Annotated in this window: 19 protein-coding genes; 4 read left to right on the top strand and 15 right to left on the bottom strand. The window is 32.2% G+C overall.

What is annotated here, in order from left to right; translation table 11 throughout:
• Nucleotides 1–266 precede the first annotated feature (266 nt).
• Both J7E67_RS12925 and J7E67_RS12930 read left to right on the top strand, forming a co-directional pair.
• Nucleotides 267–731 (top strand): VanZ family protein, encoded by a 465-nt coding sequence (locus J7E67_RS12925; protein ID WP_251026741.1) that lies wholly within the window; start codon nt 267–269, stop codon nt 729–731.
• A gap of 119 nt (nt 732–850) precedes the next feature.
• On the top strand, nt 851–1,555 hold the full coding sequence (locus J7E67_RS12930; RefSeq protein WP_214716503.1) for a DUF421 domain-containing protein: 705 nt from the start codon (nt 851–853) through the stop codon (nt 1,553–1,555).
• 134 nt (nt 1,556–1,689) lie between these two features.
• Here the strand turns inward: J7E67_RS12930 and J7E67_RS12935 are convergent, their stop codons facing one another.
• The 7 genes from J7E67_RS12935 to galE form a co-directional block, all read right to left on the bottom strand.
• Nucleotides 1,690–2,772: a nucleotidyltransferase family protein gene (locus J7E67_RS12935; protein WP_214716502.1), complete on the bottom strand. Its 1,083-nt coding sequence runs from the start codon at nt 2,770–2,772 to the stop codon at nt 1,690–1,692.
• A 20-nt stretch (nt 2,773–2,792) separates the two neighbouring features.
• A complete protein-coding gene (locus tag J7E67_RS12940; protein WP_251026742.1) occupies nt 2,793–4,601 on the bottom strand; it encodes an ABC transporter ATP-binding protein in 1,809 nt (602 codons plus the stop codon).
• 19 nt (nt 4,602–4,620) lie between these two features.
• Nucleotides 4,621–5,076 carry a signal peptidase I gene (locus tag J7E67_RS12945; RefSeq protein ID WP_214716501.1) on the bottom strand — a complete coding sequence of 152 codons (456 nt, stop codon included), beginning with the start codon at nt 5,074–5,076 and terminating at the stop codon, nt 4,621–4,623.
• Nucleotides 5,066–5,341 (bottom strand): PqqD family protein, encoded by a 276-nt coding sequence (locus tag J7E67_RS12950; RefSeq protein ID WP_251026743.1) that lies wholly within the window; start codon nt 5,339–5,341, stop codon nt 5,066–5,068. The genes J7E67_RS12945 and J7E67_RS12950 overlap by 11 nt, the downstream gene beginning before the upstream one ends.
• Nucleotides 5,338–6,123: a hypothetical protein gene (locus J7E67_RS12955; protein WP_214716500.1), complete on the bottom strand. Its 786-nt coding sequence runs from the start codon at nt 6,121–6,123 to the stop codon at nt 5,338–5,340. Before J7E67_RS12955 ends, J7E67_RS12950 begins: the two co-directional genes overlap by 4 nt.
• Before the next feature lie 84 nt (nt 6,124–6,207).
• Entirely contained in the window at nt 6,208–6,471 is a 264-nt protein-coding gene (locus J7E67_RS12960) for a hypothetical protein (protein WP_214716499.1), read from the bottom strand.
• Nucleotides 6,472–6,737: 266 nt separating this feature from the next.
• The gene (gene galE / locus J7E67_RS12965; RefSeq protein ID WP_214716498.1) at nt 6,738–7,784 is read right to left on the bottom strand and encodes a UDP-glucose 4-epimerase GalE; all 1,047 of its coding nucleotides are present in this window, start codon (nt 7,782–7,784) and stop codon (nt 6,738–6,740) included.
• A gap of 271 nt (nt 7,785–8,055) precedes the next feature.
• On the opposite strand from galE, the gene J7E67_RS12970 reads away from it, so the two are divergent.
• Nucleotides 8,056–10,176 carry a right-handed parallel beta-helix repeat-containing protein gene (locus J7E67_RS12970; protein ID WP_214732050.1) on the top strand — a complete coding sequence of 707 codons (2,121 nt, stop codon included), beginning with the start codon at nt 8,056–8,058 and terminating at the stop codon, nt 10,174–10,176.
• A gap of 242 nt (nt 10,177–10,418) precedes the next feature.
• On the top strand, nt 10,419–12,758 hold the full coding sequence (locus J7E67_RS12975) for a right-handed parallel beta-helix repeat-containing protein (protein WP_251026744.1): 2,340 nt from the start codon (nt 10,419–10,421) through the stop codon (nt 12,756–12,758).
• A 154-nt stretch (nt 12,759–12,912) separates the two neighbouring features.
• Here J7E67_RS12975 and J7E67_RS12980 read toward each other — a convergent pair whose 3' ends face one another.
• From J7E67_RS12980 to J7E67_RS13015, 8 genes are all read right to left on the bottom strand, one after another.
• Nucleotides 12,913–14,466, bottom strand: a complete 1,554-nt coding sequence (locus tag J7E67_RS12980) for a lipopolysaccharide biosynthesis protein (RefSeq protein WP_214715034.1) — start codon at nt 14,464–14,466, stop codon at nt 12,913–12,915.
• A gap of 374 nt (nt 14,467–14,840) precedes the next feature.
• Complete coding sequence (locus J7E67_RS31280) at nt 14,841–14,987, bottom strand: LbetaH domain-containing protein (RefSeq protein ID WP_251026745.1); 147 nt, start codon at nt 14,985–14,987, stop codon at nt 14,841–14,843.
• Nucleotides 14,988–15,262: 275 nt separating this feature from the next.
• Nucleotides 15,263–16,474: a glycoside hydrolase family 88 protein gene (locus J7E67_RS12990; RefSeq protein ID WP_214715033.1), complete on the bottom strand. Its 1,212-nt coding sequence runs from the start codon at nt 16,472–16,474 to the stop codon at nt 15,263–15,265.
• A gap of 18 nt (nt 16,475–16,492) precedes the next feature.
• The gene (locus J7E67_RS12995) at nt 16,493–17,680 is read right to left on the bottom strand and encodes a glycosyltransferase (protein ID WP_214715032.1); all 1,188 of its coding nucleotides are present in this window, start codon (nt 17,678–17,680) and stop codon (nt 16,493–16,495) included.
• 5 nt (nt 17,681–17,685) lie between these two features.
• Entirely contained in the window at nt 17,686–18,885 is a 1,200-nt protein-coding gene (locus J7E67_RS13000; protein WP_251026746.1) for a glycosyltransferase, read from the bottom strand.
• A gap of 12 nt (nt 18,886–18,897) precedes the next feature.
• Nucleotides 18,898–20,058, bottom strand: coding sequence for a polysaccharide pyruvyl transferase family protein (locus J7E67_RS13005; protein WP_214715030.1), 1,161 nt, complete (start codon nt 20,056–20,058; stop codon nt 18,898–18,900).
• A gap of 17 nt (nt 20,059–20,075) precedes the next feature.
• Entirely contained in the window at nt 20,076–21,107 is a 1,032-nt protein-coding gene (locus J7E67_RS13010; RefSeq protein ID WP_214715029.1) for a glycosyltransferase, read from the bottom strand.
• Between the two features lie 18 nt (nt 21,108–21,125).
• A complete protein-coding gene (locus tag J7E67_RS13015) occupies nt 21,126–22,322 on the bottom strand; it encodes a glycosyltransferase (protein ID WP_214715027.1) in 1,197 nt (398 codons plus the stop codon).
• Between the last annotated feature and the right edge of the window lie 9 nt (nt 22,323–22,331).

The following is a 22,331-nucleotide window of genomic DNA, read 5'->3' on the forward strand; positions in this document are numbered from 1 at the left end:
CACAAAATGTGGTGATGAATCTTCTTTTCTAATTATCGGTTCCTAAATAAGAACAACTTATGTTCATTATAAAAGAAAATGTAGAATTTTGTAAATGGAAACGGGTTAATTTTACCCATAGAAATATTATTAACTTATAATACGAAAGTTGTACATTATTGGATTATTTTAGTGTGAATATCTCCTATTTGTTCTTTAAAGGGAACAATGATAAAATTAATAATATAATTCAATTAAGAAATACTAGTTAGTTAGGAGCAAGGATTTTGGATTATCAACCGGTACAAGGTAGTAGAATACGTAAGAGAAAGACAAAGAAACGATTTCTTTTTATAAAAGTCTTAATGATTATTTTATGGGGACTATTTTTGTTGGTAAATACCTGGACTGAGAGTATAGAGCGATTAATATATTTACATTCATTTGGATTAAAGTGGGTATCAAATCCGGACTTTTTGTCTTTTTTTTATTTAAATGATTTAACCTTGATTCATTCTGAATTTATTAAAATTAAGTTAGGCCATTTTATCGGTTTTGCGATAATGGATTTTCTCCTCTTCAATCTATTAAGAAGTCACATATATTCTATCGGAATCTCCATTACTTTTGCGTTTCTAACAGAATTCCTGCAGTTATTTTTCGGGAGAGATGGACGTTTTTATGACTTAGTTATTGATTCATTCGGTATTTTATCAGTATTTTTTATTTTAAAAAGGTTTAATATTAGATGAAACAGGATGGGCCACTTTGCTCATCCTGTTTTATTGTTTTTGATAAGTCTGTGCAAACAAAAAGGAATTCAAGACAATACTAAATGAGATGCTTATCAGAGATAAAGGATGTGACTTTCTTGAATTTTTTTCATAGCCAAGAAACACTTAGTTCAATTGAGTGGATTCTAAGAGCCATCATTGGATTTTTCTTTTTACTCATTGTTGCAAAAATCATGGGTCAACGCGCTATCTCCCAATTAAGATTACTGGATTTCGTTATCGCCATGGTCATAGGAAATATTATTGCTCATCCATTATCAGATGAACATCTTGGGATGAAAGGATCGATGATTACTACCGTTGTATTGGTTGCTTTGTATACAGGGGGTATATTAATCAGCTTAAAATCGGCACTCATCGATAAGTTCCTAGACCCAGCGCCATTTCCCCTTATTAAAGAAGGAGAAATCATTTATAAGGCCTTAAAGAAAGCTAGAATATCCGTTAATCATTTATTAGCTGAATTAAGGAAAGAAAAGGTAGAAGATATTAAAAAGGTTGCGTTAGCATTATGGGAATCTGATGGGAAACTTTCAATTTTCTTAGATCCTCAGTACGAGGCGATTACGCCATCAATCTATCAGATAAAAACTGAGCCTTTCGATCTCCCACAGACGGTAATCAAAGAAGGAAAGATAGATTATCATACACTGAAGCAAATCAACAAGGATAAAGGGTGGCTTATTCACACTCTTAATCAAACGCATCAAACAGAGATACAGAACGTTTTACTAGCCACAATTGACGGAAAAAACAATTTGAAGGTATTCTTTTATAGATAATAGGAGTTTATCTACAATCTTCGGAGGGTTATTGGGGATTAAAAATTCCTAATCTCCTTTAAAGGAACTCTGAATTGAGGTAATACCTGAAACAATTAATGGGACATAAGCCATCTGTTGGTCCAGATGGCTTATTAATGTGGCAATACCGCTTTTAATATACTGGTAAGTCTCTTCTTATACAACAATAGGTACATCTTCTTTCCTTGTGACCGCTCACCTATTTGTGAAGATACTTCATATTTTGAAGGCCATATCCAGTTTCCGATTTCAATCAACGTATGTTTGACTGTATCATAGCTAAAAAATTGATAATCGAGGAAATCCCAGTACTTCCTAAATCCCTTTATAGATTGGTACTCCCAAAGAGTATTATTCGCTTTAAATGGGAACATCTTGACATCGTCTAAGTGTGGAAATTGCTGATAAACGATGGATAAGGTCCTGATCATTCGTTTTAATGTTTGGTGAGATTCCGCAAGCTTTATGAATTGGTCAAAATCAATCTCATTACTGTCCTTGTAAATGACTTGAATAATATCCATAAAATATTTCATCGAATCTAAATTATGCCGCCAGCCATGAAGGCATATCATATAAAAGGTATGAAGATGGGACAGTTCTTTAATATATCCTGATTTGCTCACGGGTATCGACTGTTTCCAAAGGTCATTAATATTAAACCTCGAGGTACTTCTCTTCACCAAATCCCAATGTAATTCCACCACTAACGGAGTGGGCGAGGTAGGTAATCTCTTGCTAAAACTGCAATGGAAATGACCAGGTATTTGCTCCTCTTCAAAAGTAAAACCTAATGATTTTACGGATTCAATGGCGATATTTAGGTCCTGTATTCTGACTAACAAATCAATATCAGATGTAGCCCTTGCCCCCATGTGGCCAAAATATTTCTCAGCAAAATAAACCCCTTTAAGAGCAATAACATCTATCTTTTTCTCCTCAAATCCTCGCAATAATTGATCCGTTTGATTTTTAATAAAAAGGTTTTGATAAAATCCTTTATCATATTCTTCTTTAAGACGAAATTGAAAAAATGCAGGCGTTTGATAGAGCCTCCCCTGCTGCTTTAATAAAAAATAAACTTGAGATGCAATACCGTCATTTTCAATATCCTGAAGCGCTTGATGATAAAACACTGCATCCTGAGGCAGTGATTTCTGATTATCATATAAAAATCTGACGAACTCTATACTCACTAGCCTCATCTCCCATTTTATTAGTTTGAAACTAAAGACAAAGGTGTTTCTTTATTTGAACTATAGGATGTTTCGTTGAGTTTTCGATATAAACCTTTTTGTCCGATTAACTCCTCATGTGTTCCCTGTTGAACAATTTTCCCATCATTCATCACCATGATTACATCAGCGTTTTGGACTGTCGACAAGCGGTGGGCGATAACAATCGTCGTTCTACCTTTCATCAATTCATCCAGTGCTTCTTTGACGTAATATTCGGTTTCACCATCCAAAGCGGAAGTAGCTTCGTCTAATAATAAAATGGGCGAATCTTTTAATATTGCACGGGCAATTGCGACTCTTTGCTTTTGGCCGCCAGATAACTTAACTCCATTTTCGCCAATTTGAGTTTCATATCTGTTAGGAAGTGAGAGAATAAAGTCATGAATCTCAGCATTGATTGCCGCTTCCACCATTTCTTTCTCAGTCACATTGGGGCGGGCAATCAAAAGGTTATCTCGAACGGTTCCAGCAAATAAGAAGGTTTCTTGAGGGACATGGGCAATCGAACTCCTTAATGCTGAAGCGGAAATCTCTGTAATAGGCTTACCAGCAATCTTTATTTCGCCTGATTGCGGCCTATAAAATCCTTGTAAAAGATTAAAAAGTGTACTCTTACCAGCTCCACTAGGGCCAACTAACGCCACCACTTTTCCAGCAGGAATCTCTAAATGAAAATGTTCCAACACATTTTTATTTTCCACATAATTAAAGGTGACGTTATGAAACTGAATCGAATCGACTCGGTTCAAGGTTGACTCAAAAGAAGGCAATTCTTTTAAATCGGCTGGTGTTTCGAGAACCGCTAGCACTCTCTCCAGTGCTGCCACAGACCGTTGAAAGCCGGCCCATAGACTCGCCATTCCTGTGATTGGATAAAATAAGTGACCAACTAAGTTTAGAAACGTTAACAAAGCTCCAACGGTTAACACCCCTTTGGATACAAAAAGGGCTCCAACAGAGAGATTAATCATAAAAGTGATAGAACCTAAGATTTGACCACCCGTATTATACCAGCTTTGAAGTTTTGCATTTTCAAGCTCCAATTGGAATAATTCCTTATTTTGTTTGGCGTACTTAGTATATTGAAGTTTCTCAAGTGTAAAGGAACGAATAACCGTGAAGCCGTGAAACGTCTCATTTAGGAGGCTATTAATATTTCCTACTAATCGGTGTATCAATCTACCATTTTTCCGAAGCAACAAGCCAAATGCAACACCAGATAATGCCGCGATTGGTGCAATGATAAGGCTTACCATACATAGTGTCAGATTAATATTTAACAAATAAAAAAAGACAACAATATAGATAATTGGTAATCTAACTAAACTGATAAGATTACTTCCAATTACCCCATCGACACCATGGATATCATTAGAAAAATGGGACATTAATTCACCAGATCGAATATTGGATGTATCTGCTGCTGGCAGTCTTAATACATGGTGAAAAAAATGATTTTTAATGTCCATTTTCACCCCATTGGTTGCAATCATATTAAAGTATGTATATGAAACACTGGAGACGATACTCAATAATATAAGCAATGCGCCATATGGAATAAATGATAAAATCTGTTGATAGCCACCATGAATAGCTGCATCAGTAATCTGACCATAGTACTTTGCAAAAGCAATCGTTAAGTAAATGTCCAATCCTAATAATAGAAGAATGACAATATAGGCCTTCCAACGTCTCATAATAAAAGGAAATACAAAGGAAAAGGTCCTGCGAAGATCTTTCATGGAAAAATATTGTTTAATTAAAGAATCAATCCGTTCCTTCATCATATGGACACTCCAAATGTTATTAGAATTGTAATTTGAATTTCCTATTTAAAAATTTTCTAAGCATGCCTGATAGTATAGGAAAGGTAAGAATCATTTTTCCCCAACAGCGAGCAAGAAAATGTTGCGGGTTTATAGTCAGTTGTTTTTTTTGCACACTTGCTAGTTTACCAAGGATATACTCTTCTCTTATAAGTTGATCGTACCCAAGGTTTGTATCACCTTTAAATAAGAAAAACAGTTGGTTATCTATTTTTTTTACACTCACAAAGCGATGGGCAATTAATTGACCTGTTTGCGAATAGAACAGAATCACATCGCCCTTCTTTAATTGTGAAGATGGACATGGGATAAACCTACATAGATTACCTTGTTGAATAAAAGGAAACATACTATTCCCATATGCAGGCAGCTCCAACCAGCCGTCCTTTTTGATCGTACGTTTAAGAATTGCAAAGGTATGGTTGTCAATCAACATGTTCAATCAGCCCGTACTGAACGAGATTGGCTAGAAATTCTTCCATGTCCTTTTTTACTTGCTGCACATTTTCAGTTGTTGAAAACTTCTCCAACAAAGATTGAGTTAGGGAATCAACTGTTTGAACCTTATTAAGCAATGACCAGCAATGTCCACCCTCATCATTTAATTTGGTGATTGTATATTGGTCAGTATTCAAGATAATCCATTCTCCATCAAGCTCGGTAGCTTCATAATTTCCTTTTTGAATATATTGAGTCATCATGATATTAACTCCCAAAATGTATTATTTTTTTGAAAATGCAGTTCATAAACAGGTACATTCTTCACCAATTTGGTCATTAACCTCATTATGGTTTTGGTCTCTTCAACACTATGGGGCCAAAAGAAGACTTTATCCATTAAATGAAGTAGTGCATCCGATTTAATAGATCTGGTTCTTTTATTTTGAAGGGCTTGGCAAAGTAATTGAACACTAGCTAATTCTACATTTCCCTCAAAAGAATCTGCTTGGATTTCACTTCGAAATGGTGAATTATATACAATAACTTCATTGGAAGTAATTTTGACAAGTGTTGCCTCATCCGAAAGAAGTGGTCTTGGATACGATAGTTTGGCTGCTGTTGATTTACCTGCCCCCGATTGACCAGCGAAAATATGGGCTTTACCGTGTTCTATTGCACATGAGGAGTGGATCAAGAGACCCCAATTATGATAAACAATGAAGGCACTGTATAAATTTGTTAAGGCGTGTTTTAAGGCAAAATCATTATAAACTGATATAACTGCAGACCTAAAGTCAGTATCAACCTCTATTAGGTAATCAGCTCGGCGGTAAAGGATTTGGTTGTTTTTTTTTGTGATTTCTACGTCATAATCTTGAAAGGAAACACCGTAGCCCTCTTCAATTTTGATGACAAGATCTGGCTGCATATTATCAGCATAAATGTGGGAATGATAATTTTTTTCAAACATTTTCTTTAGATATACAGACTCACAGATTATATGTATGAAATGGTCGCCAATTTTTGTATTTAATGAGATCATATTGGCCTCCTATAGGATAAGTCGATATTGATTAGGAAGGGAAGCCAATGGAGATATTCCCTTTGGTCTTCCGCCTCTGTGAAATTAAGGGTTAACATTTGGATTACACTGACCTACTCCGATATTACCATTTCCGTTTCCATTGCCATTATTATTTCCATTGCCGGCGGTTCCCGCTCCACAAGGTTGTGGATTTGGATTTGTGTCTACTGGGAAGTTGATTCCATCATTGCCTGTTCCATTATGGTCGTGTTTACCCTTACCTGGATTCCAACTCTGGGCTGTTTCAAAACGTATTGGTTGATGGCTTAAGACGATTGGTCTAGAATAAACTGTTTCTTTAATCACTTATATCACCTCCTAATCTATCTAATTACGTTCACTATAATGAACGTTAAACCCAAAAAAGCTTGTCAATTTTCATTTTATAAATAGAAATATCTTTATATAAAATTATAAACCAATAAACGTTCTGTTAAAAGAACAAAAATTCGACAAAAATGTGATGCTCTATTAACTTATTCGTTGATAAAACGTTTATGCGACTACCAAATAAATACCTCTTTGGGTTACAATCCATTATTTAAATACCAGTCAAAATTAATATAATAATTTTATAATTGATTAACAGCATTTATTTTCTCGTACTCTTTCTCAAATCCATTAGGATAATTAACTTGCCATCGCCATGAATCTTTACACATCTCATCAAGACCTTTATTGGCATTCCAATTTAGTTCTTCATTTGCCTTGGAAGCATCGGCAAAACTAATAGAAACATCTCCAGGTCTTCGGTTTACTATTCTATATGGTATTGGACGCCCAATTACTTGTTCAAAGGCATGAATCATATCCAATACGCTGTATCCTGTACCAGTTCCTAGATTATATGCCGTAATTCCTGAATTCTCCATAACCTTTACCAGAGCTTTTAAATGACCATCTGCAAGATCTACCACATGAATATAATCTCTAACTCCAGTACCATCATGTGTTTGATAGTCACCACCAAATACTTTTAGTTCAGGTAATTTCCCAACAGCTACTTGAGTAATATAAGGAACGAGATTGTTAGGAACACCATTAGGATCTTCTCCAATTTGCCCGCTGCAGTGTGCACCAACTGGATTAAAATAACGTAACAGGGCAATACTCCAGTTTTGGTTGGAAGCATATAAATCTTGTAAAATTTCCTCAATCATTAGTTTTGTGCGCCCATAAGGGTTTGTTGCTTGAAGTGGTAAATCCTCACTTAGAGGTACCTGTTCTTGAAGTCCGTATACGGTTGCTGAAGAACTAAATACTAAGTTATAAACCCCATATTTCTCCATAACTCGACATAAATTTAATGTCCCTACTATATTGTTGTTATAATACCGTAATGGCATAGATACTGATTCTCCAACTGCTTTTAATCCAGCAAAATGAATTACTGCCACAATACCATTTTCAAGAAACACAGACTCTATTGCAGAGTAATCAAGTAAATCCACATCATAAATTTTAAAGTCCTTGCCTGTTATTTCTTTAACCCTTTTTAAAGACTCAGGCTTACTATTCAAAAAATTGTCCACCACAACAATTTCATGCCCTGCATTCAATAACTCTATACAGGTATGAGATCCAATGTATCCTGCGCCGCCTGTAACTAATATAGACATATACAAAATCCTCCTTCAATTTTGTTCATTATAAAGAACCTATTAATCAAAAAAAATTCACGTTATTAAAACCACGTAAATTTTAACTCTTCTAACTGAATATTATAATTCAACAAATGTTCCTTTTAAAGAACTTTTATTCGACAAAATCTATTAAACCCCAACATGAAAACAAATACTTTTCGATTCCAGGGAAAGCTTATTTTATTAATCAAATCAGGGCAGAATTATCTAATGGCTTAAAATAAAAAAATAGTAAAGGATGAACCAATTGAAAAAATGTTTTTTTAAGGTCGTAATAACAATTTCTTTGTTACTTTTTTTATTCCCTGTTAATTTTTTTAACTCTTTTGTCCAGGTGCATGCAGAAAAAACAAAGTTAAGTGTTAAATATACTTTAGAGTTAAGCCGTTGGGGGATATATAACGATGCTACACACGCAGTGGAAACAACCAAAGGATTGAATCAAGCTCTCAAATGGGCTTACCAACAAGGCTACTCCACTTTTGTTGTTCCGGATGGAACTTATTTGGTTTCAAAAGATGGACAAATAAATATGGTTAGTAATATGGATTTTCAATTAGGAAAAGGTACTGTTCTGCAAAAAGAAGCGAACAGTAATACAGGTTATATACTTCTTTATATGGGACCCGGTGTTCACAATGTTTCCTTAAAAGGGGGAACATACAAAGGAGATAAAGAAACTCACGATTATAATATGATAAAATCAACGCATGAAGGCGGGTATGGGATTGTTACAAGTGGAGCAAGTGATGTAACTATTGATGGAATTAAATCCATACATTTTACAGGGGATGGCTTAGCTGTAGGTTCAATGGGTAAACTCATCAAAGAATTTTATGCGAAGAGTTTTGTACCTGGATCCGTTAATTCTAAAGGGAAGCTGACTAAAGACTCCACAAAAATGAGAATTGAAAAGATTCCACTAACAGACCGGTATTTTAAGATTCAAAATACTTTCCAATTCCTTCACCAACAAAATATGCCAACAAAAGACTATACTGCATACTTTTACAAAGCAGATGGGACGTTTATAACAAGCTTAAATACAAAAGAAGTAAACAAACCAGTTGGCTGGGGTTTGATGGATATTCCAAAAAATGCAGCTTATTTCAACGCCGTATTTAATACGCCTTATGTTCCGAATAATGTGTATATTGAATTTTGGATGCAAGGCGTCTCCAAAAATGTAACTGTTAAAAATTCTGAATTTTCGTTTAATCGCCGCCAAGGTATTACTGTTGGAGGAGCAAAAGATACAGCCATCCTTAATAACAAGATTCATGATATGAAAGGTACGGCCCCACAATCCGGAATTGATGTTGAAGCAGGTTACAATTTAAATAATCAAATAGAAATCAAAGGAAATAAATTTTATAACAATCAAGCTTATGACTTAATTTTATATGATGGTAGGAATGCAATAGTGGAAGACAATTCTTTCTATTCCAAATCTATCGGATTGGCTATATCCGAACCTTTCAAATATGCGAAGGTAAAAAACAATACATTTAAAGATGCAAGAATTTACATATACAATGATGCCATATTTAATTCCAATAAAATGGATGGCGGTATGGCTGCCTTCCTTGGAAACAATATTTTGATAAATGACATGGAATTTAAGGATACGTTAGTCAATTTAGCAAGTTCCACTCCATTCGGCATTGAGGCCTCCAATATTACAATTAAAAACACAAAGAACGAACACACTCAATTTGGTGTTAATCGAAATCCGATTCACTTGAAAAATGTAACTATTACTGGTCAAGCTGCTTTAGATAGTTTTGGAGGAAATGCAGCAGATGGGAGTACTTTTGATCACTTAAAAGTCATTGGATATACACGAATTCAATTGCCAAAGGGAACTTACAATAACTGTGAATTTGAGGCAGCAAAAGGCAAAAACGGTGTGGAAGTAAGCAATACCGGTCATTATGAATTCCATAACTGCAAATTCACATCATTTAGAGGCGGATTTGAAACGAATAAAGTCCACGGGTTACCTGATACAGTTGTTATAAAGAATTCGACGATAAAGGTATTAGGTGATAATAGTCCTGGAGTTTCCGTACAAGCAGGTAAAACTGTGATCCTTGAAAATAACATTATTGAAACAGGTTCATTCCCGTACAAAACAAATGCCATTATTCAAGTGGGAGATTATTGGAAAAGGGATAGCCTTTCTACCGTTTCAAACTTAACCATTAAAGGAAATACAATAAGGTCTAGCGAAAAAGGAGCTGTTGGTGTCTCCACGATTTATGCAGGTAAAAATGCTCTTTCCTATTTGATTGAAAATAATAAGATTTTTCATGGGAAATTGGAATTGAAAACAAATGATATTAAACGTAACAACAAGCTCCAGTAATAACTTAGGCCCTTCTCAGTTGAGAAAAGGGCCTAAGTTATTACTTTTAGAAATTTTTCCTTTATAAATGGTCCTTAAAATTGAAATAAATTGAAATTTAGTAAACTTGTCCAATCAGAAAAAAACTCTAAACAATATTATATTTAATGACCCGACAATATTAAGTAATTTTTTCAATAATTTCTATAAACTCTCCTTAACCATAACAAAACTCGGGTTAAAACGAAAGGAAGTGCGATAAGTTGTATCTTATAGATCTTGTTAAATGGAATATCACACAAGGGATACCTAATAAACCTTATACTAATGCGGATTATTTAATGGCAGATACGAATATTCAAGGAATAAACAATGCTATACAATACGCATTTAGCAATGGTTATGATGGTGTATTATTGCCTAAAGGCCAATATTCATTATGTTATCCTAGAGAAATAAAAATGCTTAGTAATATGACATTCAACTTAAATGGTTCTACTTTAAAAGTAATTTATGATTCTGATCGAAAATCACCATTTGACAATCGGACCACCAGAGATTTTTACAATTTTGTTGGTAACAGTATCTTGTTTGAAAATGTACTGAACGCTCACCTAATAAATGGAACTATCATTGGATGCAGAGACGATCGAAGCTTTTCGAATGTAACAGCGGAAAGAAAAGTTGAAAGCAGCTATGGAGTTGTTTTTCGTAAAAGTACAAGATACTGTACAATAAAAAATTGTATTGTAAGAGATTATATGGGGGATAATATAACCTTTTCCAGTTCTGCAATTAGAGAATTAGCGGAATTTAATATGAATCTTACATTAAATTCCTTAGATTATAACACTGGTCAATTAGTTTCTTCCACAAATTCATTAACAACTGGCTTTATAAATATACCTACTGATGCAGAATTTTCTTCGTTTCTTATAGCAGGAGCTGGGTATTCAAGATTAACTACTCTAATAAATAAAGACGTAGATGTTTTTTTCTATAAAGCAGATAACTCCTTTATCGGTGTTCTCAAAAAGAAAAAAATATATACAAATATATCAATACCACTTAATGCAGCGAAAATGAGAATGGTCTTTTCAGGTGAAACAAATCCGTCTAAAAATTTACAAATCACATTAAAGTTCGGATTAATTCCTCATCACAATGTAGTTGAATATAACGAGCTTTACAATGGGCATAGAGGCGGGATATCGCTTGGAGGAAGCTATAATGTCGTACAACACAATGTAATTAGAGACAATGGAAAAGGGAGCAATAGCTTCTTAGATGGAAAGCCTATCTTTAGCGACCCTACAAGATATGCAATTAATCAAGAAGATTCCTATGGCGATAACTGTGTTATTAGAAATAATCTTATTTACGGCTGTAATCACGGAATATTAGCTGGGTGCTATTCGATCCAAATTGAAAATAACCACATTTATAACGTGGATTCAATTGGTATTAATCTTTATAGCTTGTTATATGCAAATGTTAGAGGAAACATTATTTATAATTGTCCTACAAGTATAGGCATAATGAATTCAAACTTTGGAAATGCCTATGTAAATATTTCTGAGAATAGTATCCAAGGTGGAAATATGTCTTTTAATGTCAACGATTCATATCAATTAAACGTTACTGATAATAATTTTATAGACGTTTCCAATATTAATATGGGCACCAGCAATATAAACAATACCTTTAGAAACAATAGAATCAAATATGCTAATATTTCTGGAGCTCCAGCCCTTATAGCTAACAAAATAGAAAGTTGTATATTTGATTCAACAACAGTAAGAGATTTAACTTTAAAGGTTTATCAGCAAATTGGGTGTACTTTTAACAATTTAAAGATTACTATTCAAACCCTAAATGGTACCACTAAGAGCGAAAAGGTTACGATAGAGAATTGTGAATATACTAACAGTACGTTGATTAACCTAATCTTGGGTACTAAAGACAGGGGAGTATTTATATCTAAGTCAAGGTTTACAGACACTGTGATAAAAGTTGGAAATATAAACACTCCAGGTTTTCCTGCAACTATAGTATTAGAGGAATGTCAACTTACAGCTAGTGCAGTAAATTACCTTTTTGCAACAGATTTAAATCAACCAAGCGGCTTAATTAAATTAGAAAAATGTACAATTGAAATTTCTAATTCTACGTTTTCTCATTTAATTCATCATGACAAAACTACTTTAAAAGCTGTCTTTACTTTATTTTTAAAAGATTGTAAGTTTAAATTCACTGGAACTACTCCACTAAATCTGATTTATTATAATAGCATTAATCCTATGATTAAATTTATTTCTGCAGACAATTTATTTACTAACATCAACTTACCAAATGAAGATCCAAATATTTATGTTGGGTATGATACTGTTAACACATACAAAGCAAACGTAATATTGCAGACGGATGGTGATGGATATTCAACAACTATTAACCATAACTTGAATACATTGGAACCTTATGTTTTATCTGTCTCATCCGCATCTAAAATTGTACAATCAATTATATCTATAATAGATAAGAATACTATTTTTATAACAGATAAAGAAAATACCAATTTAAAGGTAACGGTAAAAAAATTGTAATATAATCTTCCAACTAATTCTCAGCTTAATATCAATAATATGCCTAAAGTAAATAGAAGGGATTTAATAACTAAAAAAAAAACGGCTAAATACTAAAACATTTAGCCGTTTTTATTATTTTAAATACCTTTGGACATTTTTGATTAATTCAAAATTAGCCCACATCTCTTATTTTTTTATTATATTTCACTTTCATCTGTAACAAACTTAAAATACTTCTTAAAATCATCAACAGATACTTAAATTCGTCGGTCTTATTAAAAATTACAATATAAATTATATTAGGGACAATTAAACAAACAAATCCCATTAAAACTAAATTAAATACATTGTTAGGCAGAATAAAATTGCAAATAATTCTTGTAATTAAAAAAGCACCTAATCCAACAATTACATAATAAGTGTAATTTAAGAAATATTTTATTAATGGCATACTAAAAACCTTTTTATAGACAAAATAAGGTGTGGTCCAGAAAGGAACAGCTAGTGCACTTATGAGTGTCCCAAAGAAAACACCAGAAATCCCTATATATTTAACTAAAACAATAGAGAAAACTAGATTAATTACAGCTTGAAACAATGGAGCATATCTATCTTCATGAAAAATTCCTGCTGTTGTTTTTACAGTAGTTATCGAATTTCTCATACCACGCTCAAAAAAACAAATCATTAATATTGCCAGAACGCCATGGCTCATTATAAATTTTGAACCTAACCATAGATTTATAAATGGCTCTAGCAATATTGCCAAAAAAATGGTTGCAAATGAATAAAGCCAAAAATTTAGGAATCTATATACTTTGTATAAACTATAGACCTTATCTCTAGTTTCCTCTGCGACTAAATTTCCAACACTATGATAAATATTATTAAAAACCTGATTGATAAATGTTCTGCAAATTTCTATTAACATATAATAATTTGAGTACAATCCTACAGCTGCCACACTTACAAAAGAAGAAATAATAATGTTATCCGTTCCAAATACAAGATAGCTTCCGATATTTTGTAAGACGATGGCTTTTATATTTTTTATTATATTTTTCTTTGTATTATCATCTATTCTTTCTGATGTTTTATTCTTTAAATAAGGATATTTTTTATTAGCAATTCTTGATATAATAACTGAATTTGAGATAGTAATAATACTGTCAATTACTAGATAGAGAATATAATTTCTCGTGACATATAATATGCTAATCTTTATACAAACAGAAATTATAGAAGAAATAGAATATACTCCAGTTACAATATAATTCTTTTGGCAAACATTTAGAAATGAATTTTTGTGAACATATAAGTATGGTGCAACAGTGTTTAATAAAAAAATAAGATATATCAAATTTATATTTTCAACATTAGAATCTTTTATAAAAAAAGATAAAAAGGGCATTACAGATAACCCTAGTAACAATATAACTAGAGCAATCATCATATATGCTTTTTTATACAATTTCATCAGTACGTTTATTTTATTTTGATCATTTTCAGCAACTGGTTTGTATAAACTATACATTATACTTGAGCCAATTCCAACCTCAGCTAGAGACAACATCGCTAGAATATTAGTAAATAGTCCATTTACACCAAGATATTCAATGCCTAAACTATTAATAAATACTGTCCTTGATACAAAACTTAGTAAGGTAATTATAACTTGATTTCCTAAACCAACAGATATATTTATTAAAGAACTTTTTACTCTCATTGATTCCCTCTCTAGAATGTTTTGCTTGTTAAACATCCAATTTATTAAATTATTAAGTTTTTAATAAGTCTTAATATTTTCGAAAAAAAGTCTATTGTTAAATGTAAATAAAAAAGTTTTATTTAGGCAATTACTTAAATGGCGATATAAACTTGAACAGTTCTAATCATATATATATTAATATAACAAAATTAATTAACGTATATCAATAGCGAACTAGCCATCCAAAATAACTAAGATACCTTCTAATAACTTATTCAATAAATCCTATATCTCTAGTTAATTCCTCAAACATTTTATTTTTTTTATCTTTCGTAATATTCCCATTAATTGTATACCTTTTATCATAAAATTTAGCACAATATTTATACTCTTTATTTTTTTCTGAAAAAAACCTGAATACTCGAAATAATTTTTGCAGGATTACCTGCTACAATACTTCCTTCTGGAACAGATTCTGTAACAATACTCCCCGCAGCAACAATTGAATTTTTTCCAACAGTTACTCCAGGCATAATCATTGCTCTTGCACCTATAAAAGCATTATCTTCTATATATAATACTTCCAATTTTTGTGTAATTATTTATTACCTTTGTACTAGCATCATGTGCTAACAAATAGACATAAGGTGATAGTGTAACATTATTTCCTATTTTTATCAACCAACAATGTGAATAGTCAAACACCACAACCGTTTGTATAGAACAATTTTTTCCTATTTCCATCCCAAGCTTTATATAATCCTCTAACCAAATTTCTTCTAGAATAAATTTTCTAATTCTTGACCTAATATAATTAACTACTTTTATTAACATAATTTTTTTTCAACCTTTGATTCTCATACAAATTTATCAATCTAATACAAAATCCTTGTGTAAAAGGTAAAATATTGAATAGTGTAGAGTACACCCCAATATCTTTAGTATCCCCCTGGGAAAAATCTACTTCACCATTTCTTCTAGTTACTTTCATTAAATAATTTAGAGCCTTGTTTGTACCTTCTTGACAATCTTTTGAAATGCTGTTTATTACTGATGCATTTATCATAAACCACCCTAATGTTGCTGTCGTAGAAGAGTCTGCTCTGCATTCACTTCTACCAACTTGCCAGTTCCAACTTCCATTATCCTGTTGAAAGTGCATTATAGATTTCGCAAATTTCACTACACTTTCTTCTAATGATGCTTTATATTTATGAGAGTGTGGTAATTCATTCCATGCATCAATAAGTCCTATTGCAAACCATCCTAGTCCTCTTCCCCAGCCATATAATCCCTGTGGTAAAGTATTTTCGATTTTATATGCATGACTTGGAATCCAATGAATATCTAACATCCCGTATTTTTCATACTCCTTTATTTGCTTCACTGCCAAATCAATACATTCTTTTTTATCAAATTTAAACCCGTATGCAATTAAGAAAGGACAAATAAATCCAATTGTGTCTACGTATCTGTAACTTTCCATAGATTTTCTATATTTTACTGTACCGTCATCTCCAATATGATCTCTAATTATTTCCCAAATAAAGTCGAGCGCCTTTTGATACTTAACATTATCAATAATTTCTATCTTCATAATTGCATACGCCAATATTGCTGCATCAATATTTTTGGGCTTATGTAACCAATTTCCGGTATTATCAAATTTTGAATTTAAGAAATTTAATAGTCCCATTTTAACCGCATTATCCTCTTTGTACTTTAAATATTCTGTAATCCCTAATATAAGTGATGCTTCTTGCCAATGTTGTATGGCGCTTTTGCTGTAATTTCCTTTTAATATATCCAATAGAATTAATCTTGTATTATCGGTTACCTTAATTTTAGGAGTCTTTATTAACCATTTTACTCCCTTTTCTGTTATGAATTTATTCCATAATTGCTTATCTTCAAATCTTCCTAATTTAATCCTTTTTAACCAGTCTTTAAAAACGGGTGTTATATCAAAAAATAATATTAATGCTGCAAAACTAAGCAATCCAATACAAACAATTTTAGTTATCACATTGTTCACCTTTCATAATTACTTATTTATTATTTCATATAATTTTGTAATCTCAGATTCAGTACCTAAACTCTCATTTTCTAAATTACTTTTTAGTCTTTCCTTTAATTCATCATCGTTTATTATTGTTTTAATCCCCTCATAAATTGATTGGGAATCTATATCAACAATTATTCCATTTACCATATTTGTTATTTGATCTTTTGCTGTGTTAAAATTTGTAACCACTATGGGCTTTTGCAGAATTTTTGCTTCATCTATAGCAATAGATTTTCCTTCAAAGCGAGATGATTGAACAAAGATGTCAGCTTCCCTCACGTAAGGGTAGGGATTCTCTTGCATCCCAATTAAGATAAAATTTTTCTTTAACCCTTTATTTTTTATTAATTGTTCTAATTTTTCTCTCTCTTCTCCTTCACCGATAATAAACCATTTAATGTCATAGCCATTTTTAATCAACAATTCACAAGCCCCAATTGCTAAATCGTACCCTTTTGCATAATGAAGCCTTCCTACAGAAATTATTGTAATGGTATTTGACTGTATTTTATTTACACTTTCTAAAGCTAATTTTTTTATAACTCTAGGAGCCACGATATTATGCATAACCTGTATTTTAGAGGATAGATTTAGAAATTTTCGTTTTAGAATATTAGCACTTTCTTCTGATACTGTTACTATTTTACTTAGCTTTTCAAAATAGTATTTATCTATTTTGGGATCCATTCCTAACATGTCGTAATCGGAATGAATGAACCCAATTTTCTTTTCTGCATCCACCTTATCAACACAGAAATAAATCGGATTCTTTTCCAGAAATCCGATAGCAATATCATACCTTTTATCCATTGTGTTTAATGATTTTGATATATATTTCCAAACTCTTTGTTCACATCTCGCCTTGTTTTTTTCATTTTTAAAAATATATCCTGCTAATATCCTTGAAATAGCGATATCGAGTCTTCCCTTTGTAACATTATCAATAATTGCAGTCTTTATCGGCATATCAAAATACTTATAACCAAATGGTTCCTCAAGTAGATTTACTTGTTTAGGTACCTTATTTAAAAATAAACCCTCTTGTTTAAATAACAGCAAATCCACTTCATATTGTGAATAATCAATTGTTTCTAACAATGAAATAAGTGATTTTTCGGCTCCACCACAAATTAGTTTATTCATGACAAATAAGATTGTTTTTTTCATATATCTCACCCACTAAAGATCCCATATAACTTGTTAATTTCTCCCTCAGTACCTAATTTCAGTTGGGACAGATTATTGATTAATTTCTTCCTTAAGACTTCGTCTTGTATTAAATTCTCAATATGCTCTGCGACAGAATTTGAATTCATTTCAGCAACTAATCCATCCATTCCATTTGTAATCTGGTCTTTGGCAGTACTATAGTTTGTAACAATAATCGGTTTATTCAATATCTTTGCCTCATCAATCGCAATGGATTTCCCTTCAAACTTGGATGTTTGTGCGTAAATATCAGCTTGTTTTATATAGGGATATGGATTAGCCTTTAAACCCAATAATTTAAAATGGTCTTCTAATTTATTTAGTTTAATAAGTGATTCGAGTTTTTTCCGTTCTTCTCCTTCTCCTACAATATTCCACTTAATATTGTATCCTTTATCTACCAATTTCTTACAAGCTTCAATCGCTAATTCAAACCCTTTTTGAAAATGCAGCCTGCCAATTGATAGAATAATAATTTCATTATTTTTTCTTTTATATACATCCTGACTCTCTTGAGCTGCCATTTTATAAATCATTGTAGGAGATACTATATTATAGACAATCTCCACTTTATTTTTTTCACTTGGAAATCTGTTTTTAAAAATGTTTTCACATTCCTCAGACACTGTAACTATTTTGTTTAGCTTCTGGAAATATCCAATATCAAACTTAGGGTCCATGCCCAATTTATCGTAATCAATATGAACCCATCCTATTTTCTTTGCAGCATTCACTTTATCAACACAAAAATACGTTGAGGTTTTTTCTAGAAAACCAATCGCCACGTCATAATTTTTCTCCAGCCTTGCAAAGGATTTGGCCAGATGTCTCCATGTATACTGCTCTCTAGTGGAGACATTTTTTGTATATTTATTTTTTAATGTAAAAATAACTCTGTTATAAGCAAGTGATAATTTTCCTTTCATTAATAGTTCCTTTACAGCTTTTGTTATATTCTTTGAAAATAATTGATAGGTTTCAGGTAGGGGCAAAACTCTAACCTCTGTTGGAATGAAATCCATAAATAGGCCATCATGATTAAACATAAATAGATCTACATCATATTGACTAAAATCAATCTGTGATAGTAAATTGACTAAGCTCTTTTCTCCACCGCCAGCTGATAAGCTTGGAATCACAAATAGCAAATTTTTTTTCTTCATAATATACCTCATTTACTTTACAAGATCTTTTAAATAATCTACTGCCTTATAAGACATTTTCTTTATTTTTGGTATAGATTTTTGCAGCTGTTGTTTAATTAATTCCTCATCCCGTACCATTTGGTCAAAGCTATTTTTCAGCTTGTTGCTATTAGAAATTTCTTCAATTCCCAACACCAATTTTTCCTCACCAAATAGGTCTTTTGATATTCCTTTTGATTTTATGCTATAACCTAAAACAATTGTTGGGACACAATTTGAGTAAGCAGCAATTGTTGCATGAGTCCTTGCACCAATAAAAAATCTCATCCTACCAATATAGCCTTTGTATTGAATGGCATTTAAATTATCCGGTAAGATGAGGACTCTTCCTGTGTGTTTATATTCTTCATAATATTTATTTAGGATTTCAAAATCGTTATTTCCGTGGTCTATAACATGAGGGGTAAGGGCAATGGTCATATCTGTACTTGCTAATATATGATTAATAAGTTCTCTTACAGCCTCTTGGGATTTCTTGTTTCTTTTCCATACAAGTGGACTAAAATTTAATCCAACAGTATTTCCTTCTTGCCATCCTATAGGTAATTCTAACTCTTCCTTCTCCATCGTAAAGGCTGGATCGGCAACTAATCTGATATTATTTAGACCTCTACTTTTCAGTAAGTTATAAGTAAGTGTTTCCCGAGCTAAAATTAAATCAAATAATTTTAGGTCTTCGATTTTTCTTTCTGACAAGTCTTCCTCTCCAATCGAACAACCCCACAAAACAAGCTTTTTCCCCTGTGCTTTAACTTTTTTATCAATCTCATACAACCATGGCTGCTCTCCATAACAATAATTATCACCACCAATGGACAGACAAATCTCTGCATCCTTGATACGTTTAATAATGTTTTTGTGAATTTTACTAAATGCATACGATTCATCATTTAAACATTTCACATTTAAAGAAGAAATTAACCAATCATAAGAATACTTTTTTATTTGTGAATCAGAGCCGTCAAAAATCTTATCTAGTTTAGGGATCATTTTATCTGTTTCAGGCCTGCTAGAAACTAAGTATACTTGAGCTTTGTTCACTTTTTCTTTTATGATATTAGTAGATGAGCGAACAATCGCTTCACATCCTCTATTTAAACTGCCCCCATGAGCAAACATCATAACTTTCATCCTAATTCTCCTCCAATTCATCTATTCCGCAATCGACTGTATGCTGTTGCACAGTATAGTCCCAGCATTGACCTTCTGTCGATTAAACTAATCACTAATTTTTCATACCTTCCAAATTTAGGTGACATTTCCATTTTATATTCAGGCAGTGCTTCTCTAACAAACTGATTGTTAATCATATTTTTTATGTATTGATATCTTTTAACAAAGCTCAATTCTTTGGTTGGTTTAAAATAAATATAAAGATAGGCCATAACGCAATCCATTAATTTTATAGATTGCAGTTTCTTAATTGTTTGTAAATCCATATTTGTAACAAATTCTTCTGGCAACATTCTATTGTAAACATCTAAAGCTTGGCTGAAGTAATCTTTTTTAGCTATATTTCTTGTTGCGCTTCCCACAACTTCTCTATAATGATACCCGGCATAATCTATAAATCTTACTGCCTTCGCAAAACTGAAACACTGCATATTAAATAGTCCATCTTCGCCTAACGCTACATTCTGTGGAAAGAAGGCATTCGCATGTGTTATTAGATTTCTTTTATAAATCTTTGTGCAAACTGTATTCAAATCATCTTTTTTAAAAAAATAAGGTATCAGAGTTTGTTGAACATATTCAGCATTCAAATTAATATTTTTTGGAAAATGATAATTGCTAGTGACATGATGTCCTTCCATCTTACTTTGAAAATTAGATATAACTATGTCGCAATTCCCTTGTATCGCCAAATCATACAATACTTTATACATTTCCTTTTCAACAAAATCGTCAGCATCTACAAAACCAATATAATCTCCGACAGCTGCATTAAGCCCCGCATTTCTCGCAGCACTTACCCCTTGATTTTCTTGATTAAATAACTTAATCCGATGATCTGTTTTTTTATATTCGTTGATAATAGCTACACTGTTATCAGAAGAACCATCGTTTATAAATATAAACTCACATACCTCTAGTGTCTGGTTTATGAGTGATTCGATACAATGAGCAATATATTTCTCTGCATTATAAACTGGTACGATAATACTTACATTAATACCCATTACCAAATCACTCCTTTCTTAACCTACAATTTTGTAAAGCTTTTCTAATTCATAATTATTGCTATAATCTATTTCTATAATATTACGAATGAATGAGTTTCTTAGCTCTTCGCTTTGGTGAAACCCTTCAATTCCATTTACTATTCCATCTACACTCAAATCACAAATAATTCCCTCTACACCATTTTCTATTTGGCTGCTTGCCGTTGGATAGCTGGTAATAAGAATGGGTTTTCCTAGTATCTTAGCTTCTGAAACGGTAACCGCCTTTCCTTCATACCTGGATGGCTGCACATATAAATCACAATCTTTTATATATGGATATGGATTTGTCTGTTTTCCTAAAAGTATAAAGCTATCTTCTAAGTTGTTTTTTGTAATTAATTCTTTCAAATCTGTTTCGAAGCCTCCATACCCAATCACATACCATTTAATATTAGTTAGACCTTTATCATGTAACACTCTCAGGGCACTAATTGCTAAATCAAAACCCTTTACATAGGATAATCTGCCGACAGAAACAATGTTAAAGGTTTGATTGCAATTATTAAAAATTTTTATCTCCTCTGCCATTTTCTTGATAAAGGTTGGTGAAGTTAAATTTTCAATAACTTTCACTTTTTCTTTTAAAGAAGGATAGGTTGCTAGGAAAGATGTGGCACATGCATCAGAAACAGATGCAATAGCGTCGAATTTATTCCATACATTTAGGTCCAATCTATTATCAATTTCTAATTTACTGTAGTCCGTATGAATCCATGCAATCTTTTTTTGGGCGTTAACTTTGTTGGCTATAATGTCATGCGGCCATGCATAACTTATCGCCACATCGTATTCTTTTTCTATTCTTGGTATAAAATAAGTAGAATATTTAAGTGAAAGTTGCATTTGAATATAGCCTGCGCCTTCTGTTAATTTCCAAGTCTTCGATTTTATTTCCGCAATATATTTAGCTATTATTCTCATAAGGGCTAAAGAGTAATGTCCCTCTTTCAAACATTGGATAACAGGTTTTCGGAAAACGGTAAATTTTTCAACTTCAGGTAAAATGTTCACACTTTTCGGTATTAATTTCATAAAGTCACCAACATGATGGAAGATTAATAAATCTACATTGTATTTCTCATAATCGAAACTTTCTAACATGTTAATTAGGCTTCTTTCAATTCCACCGATTTCCATATTATAAACTGAAATTAAAATATTTTTTTTCATATCTTCCTC

The sequence above is a fragment of the Bacillus sp. ISL-46 genome, from assembly GCF_018613205.1.